Origin of the sequence: Nitrobacter sp. 62-13, from assembly GCF_001896955.1 — a bacterium.
In the GTDB taxonomy this organism is placed as follows: domain Bacteria; phylum Pseudomonadota; class Alphaproteobacteria; order Rhizobiales; family Xanthobacteraceae; genus Nitrobacter.
Window position 1 is genome coordinate 1 of record NZ_MKRN01000080.1, and the last position, 3,957, is coordinate 3,957.

Below are 3,957 nucleotides of genomic sequence, written 5' to 3' on the forward strand. Positions count from 1 at the left end.
AATCACTTCGTCACGGCGGGCGCTTCCTCCAGCCTGATTGACCTATTCGATGGCGACGAAGGCAACCAGCAAGAGCAACTGGGCGTTTGGCTGACCGACAACCTTCAACCTTCGGGTGTCCATCACAGCCCACAAATTCCGAAGGGGAACGGAACGCGGGAACTAACCGACATACTGTTGAGCCACGAGTTCGGTGCGGTGTTGATTGAATCCAAGACGCTTTCGGTTTTAGCGCGGGAACGACTGCCGGACAGAGCTAAGCTAAAGCGCGACGTTTCCGCCCATATCGGCAAAGCGTTCGCTCAATTGCGCGGGGCCATACGGGCCCTTAAATCCGGCGTTCCGGTGACAAGCCTCAAGGGCAACACGCTGTCAGTTGAATGTGAACACCCTGCTCACGCTATTGTTCTAATTCCTGATCTGGAACTTGTGGACGACCGCGCAGCCTACGGCATCGAGTTCATACGAAACTTCATGGATGCAACCGGCGGGTTCCCCCATCTACTCGATATTTCGGAGTTGCTCCGCATCGTGCAAGCTGCCGAAATGATAGCGGCGCGAGGCACAACAACCACACCGATGATGGCTTTCGACTATTACCTTATGGAACGCGCCAAAAAGGCGGTGGATGCTGGCACAATGTGCATCGAAGTGCTGTTACGCTTAGTCGATGATGAAACGACGGCAGACTGACGGGCGAGCCAATGCCCCATCGGGGTATAGCGTAAGATCAGCCGTTCACTATGCCGCTTGGTGCGGATGCGGTGATCGGCGGCAATATCACACCATAGAGGGCAATCGGCGGTGTTTGGCGGAGCCGGAGGGATTCGAACCCTCGATAGGGCTTTACAACCCTATAACGGTTTAGCAAACCGCCGCCTTCAGCCACTCGGCCACAGCTCCGTCGATGCTCGATATGCCCGACGCGCTCGCCAGCCGCAAGCACCGGATCGTGAGAAGCGTCCCCGGCGCGGCAGAATCGTCCGTGTCACTCTGTGCGGGCTGGCTATCTGTCGGGACTTTGGACGATGGCTGCATTGGCCCAGAAGTCGCGCAGCGCAAAAAAGCATCGGAAAAACCTGTCGAATCAGCTCGTGCAACGCTCGCGATGATTCGCCGCGATCGCGCGTCCGACAGACACGCCGCCCACGAGCCGGCCGTCCAGCTATGCGCGGTCTCCGAAGACCTCTTTTGAAAAACACGTGACGAAGCAATGGCTTGCGCGGCCGTCTGCAACGGCGGGGCGTGATGTTTGTGCAACACGCCGCGAAAAACGCTTGGAGCCATTCTATTCTGGCGCGTTCCTTCATTGCGTGTGCACATCGGTTCGGTAATTGTGAACACACGACGGAGGGGGGCATCCCAAGGTCGTTCCGTATTAGTGGTTCGCTGTTTTTGGTGGTTCGCTTGAGTCCCTCGCGTTGAGCGGAAGTGTTCGACTAACGCGAAACGGCTAGGCGGTTAGTCAGGGACTGAGGAACGTTTTCTTCGAGCGACAGACGCTCAACGGATCCGGAACCTGCCCTACAGAGCAACTTGGAGGTTGAAATGAAATTGATGAAGAGCCTTTTCCTCAGCTCGGCGGCGGGTCTGATCGCCGTGAGCGGGGCACAGGCTGCTGATCTTCCGTTGAAGGCCAAGGCGGTCGAATACGTGAAGATTTGCTCCCTGTACGGCGCGGGCTTCTATTACATTCCCGGCACCGACACCTGCCTTAAGCTCGGCGGCTATATCCGTGCGGATATGGGCGTCAATACCAACGGACTCCAAACCGGCAACACCGGTGGTCTCGGCGGTGCGAATAACCGGCTCAGCAACGACTTCACCTGGCGGGCGCGTGCGAATTTGAACATCGATACCCGCACAGCCACCGAATACGGCGTGGTCCGCACCTATTTCGATGCGAACTACACGTGGACCTCAGGCGGTTACCCCGGTTCGGGGGGAGGCGCGACTGCGTATGACGGAAATCCGAACGGTGCCGTCTCCGGTGGCCAGCTTGGGTTGAACTATGCGTTCATCCAGTTCGCCGGCTTCACGATCGGTAAAGCCGTCTCGGCGTTCAGTGCTCCCTGGGGAGCCTATCCGGGCAACATCTACGACGGTCTCGTCGGCGGCGGCGGCGCGACTTCGCAGGGTGTGAACCAGTTCGCCTATACCGCGGAATTCGGCAACGGCGTATCGGCCACGGTCAGTGCGCAGGATCCGAGCGCGTACTATCAGCCGGGCATTTTCAACCTTGCCACTGCGTCGGCGGCTAACTTCGGTTACGGCGCCAGCGCCTATGGTGGAACTCGCGCTCCGGACGTCGTCGGCCAGATTCGCGTCGATCAGGCCTGGGGCCTGTTCCAGGCCTCGGTTGCGGCGCATAATAACAATCCCGCCTACTACGGTGCCACGCAGGATACTGGCGGTCCCGGAGATAAGTGGGGTTGGGCCGGTCAACTCGCTCTGACAATCAAGAATATCCCGACCGGACCGGGCGACACGATCAACGTGTCGGGCGTCTACACCAATGGCGCGACCCGTTACAACTTCCAGGAACTGGCCGCTACGGCGGGTGCCAACACGATCTATTCCGGCATAACCGGCATTGGATACGGCTTTGCGCCGGATTCGGTGTATGATGCTGGCGGTTCGCTCCAGCTGGTTTCGACCTGGGGTATGCGCGGTGCCTTCAACCACAATTGGAACCCATACTGGGCCACGTCGGTTTTCGGCGCTTACGCATCGGTTAGGTACACCGGCGCTGCCAAGGCTGCGTTGTGCGGTGTGGGTGGCACGGTTCCTGTCTTCCTCGGTGCGGGCGTCACCACCTGCAACCCGGATTTCAACATCGGACAGGTCGGTGCGAACCTCCGCTGGACTCCGGTCAAGAACCTGACGTTCACGACGGAAGCGGTTTACACCATGCTGGATCAGAAGTACGCCGGCACGGCCGCTCTCGGAACCAGCGTAGCCAATGCCAAGCCCGGGGGTGCCTATACCCTGAAGGATCAGGATACCTGGACGGTCATGCTCCGCGCGCAGCGCAACTGGTAATACCGGTCGCCTGACAATTCGAAAGAACCCCCGGCGGGAAACTGCCGGGGTTTTATTTTATCGGCGAGGCGAAGGTTGGGACGCAATGCCGCCGAGCGACGATCGAAGCTTGATGCCACGATGGGCCGGGATTGGCGGGGCAGTCGTGGTTATCTTTGGCTTGAGCGGCCTGGAGCCATCACAACCTCTTGAGGCTTGCCAGGCCGCGATAGTACTCTGTGAACATCTTCCGTGATTCTCTTGGGAGCTTGCGAACAGCGGAGCGCAGGCTACGCCACCGGGCAAACATAGAAGTTTCAAATGAAATTCATGAAGAGCTTTTTCCTTGGCTCGGCGGCAGGTCTCGTCATCATAAGCGGGACGCAGGCCGCTGATCTTCCGTTGAAGGCCAAGGCGGTCGAATACGTGAAGATCTGCTCCCTGTACGGCGCGGGCTTCTACTACATCCCCGGCACCGACACCTGCATCAAGCTCGGCGGTTATGTGCGTGCCGACATGGGCATCAACACCAACTTGATGTTCGCCGGCAACACCGTGGGCGCCGGCGGCGCGCAGAACCGTTTCAGCAATGCCTTCACCTGGCGGTCGCGAGCAGACTTGAACGTCGATACCCGCACTGCGACCGAATACGGCGTGGTTCGCACCTACATGGAGACGGTCTTTTCCTGGACCTCGGGCGGTTACGCCGGCGCGGGAAATGGTGCGACGATGTACGACGGAAATCGGAACGGCGCCGTCTCCGGCGGCCAGCTTGGCGTGTACTATGCCTTCATCCAGTTCGCCGGTTTCACGGTGGGTCGAGCTGCTTCCCAGTTCAGCACTCCGTGGGGAAACTATCTGGGCAACAATATCTTCGACGGTCTCGTCGGCGGTGGCGGCGGTATCATCGGCGTGAACCAGTTCACCTATACGGCC

The 3,957-nt window shown here is 59.2% G+C and carries 4 protein-coding genes and 1 tRNA gene; 4 read left to right on the top strand and 1 reads right to left on the bottom strand.

Annotation, left to right across the window (positions count from 1 at the left end; translation table 11 throughout):
- Positions 1 to 693, top strand: a 693-nt coding sequence (locus tag BGN91_RS07555) for a hypothetical protein (protein ID WP_292611940.1), incomplete at its 5' end; no start/stop codon positions are given.
- Positions 694 to 809: 116 nt separating this feature from the next.
- Here BGN91_RS07555 and BGN91_RS07560 read toward each other — a convergent pair.
- A tRNA-Ser gene (locus BGN91_RS07560) sits at positions 810 to 903 on the bottom strand.
- A 4-nt stretch (positions 904 to 907) separates the two neighbouring features.
- Here BGN91_RS07560 and BGN91_RS07565 point away from each other — a divergent pair.
- From BGN91_RS07565 to BGN91_RS07575, 3 genes are all read left to right on the top strand, one after another.
- Positions 908 to 1,195 carry a hypothetical protein gene (locus BGN91_RS07565; protein ID WP_292611942.1) on the top strand — a complete coding sequence of 96 codons (288 nt, stop codon included), beginning with the start codon at positions 908 to 910 and terminating at the stop codon, positions 1,193 to 1,195.
- A 353-nt stretch (positions 1,196 to 1,548) separates the two neighbouring features.
- Positions 1,549 to 3,042, top strand: coding sequence for a porin (locus tag BGN91_RS07570; protein ID WP_292611944.1), 1,494 nt, complete (start codon positions 1,549 to 1,551; stop codon positions 3,040 to 3,042).
- A 300-nt stretch (positions 3,043 to 3,342) separates the two neighbouring features.
- Positions 3,343 to 3,957 (top strand): porin (locus BGN91_RS07575; protein ID WP_292611946.1); only part of this gene is annotated, 615 nt, incomplete at its 3' end.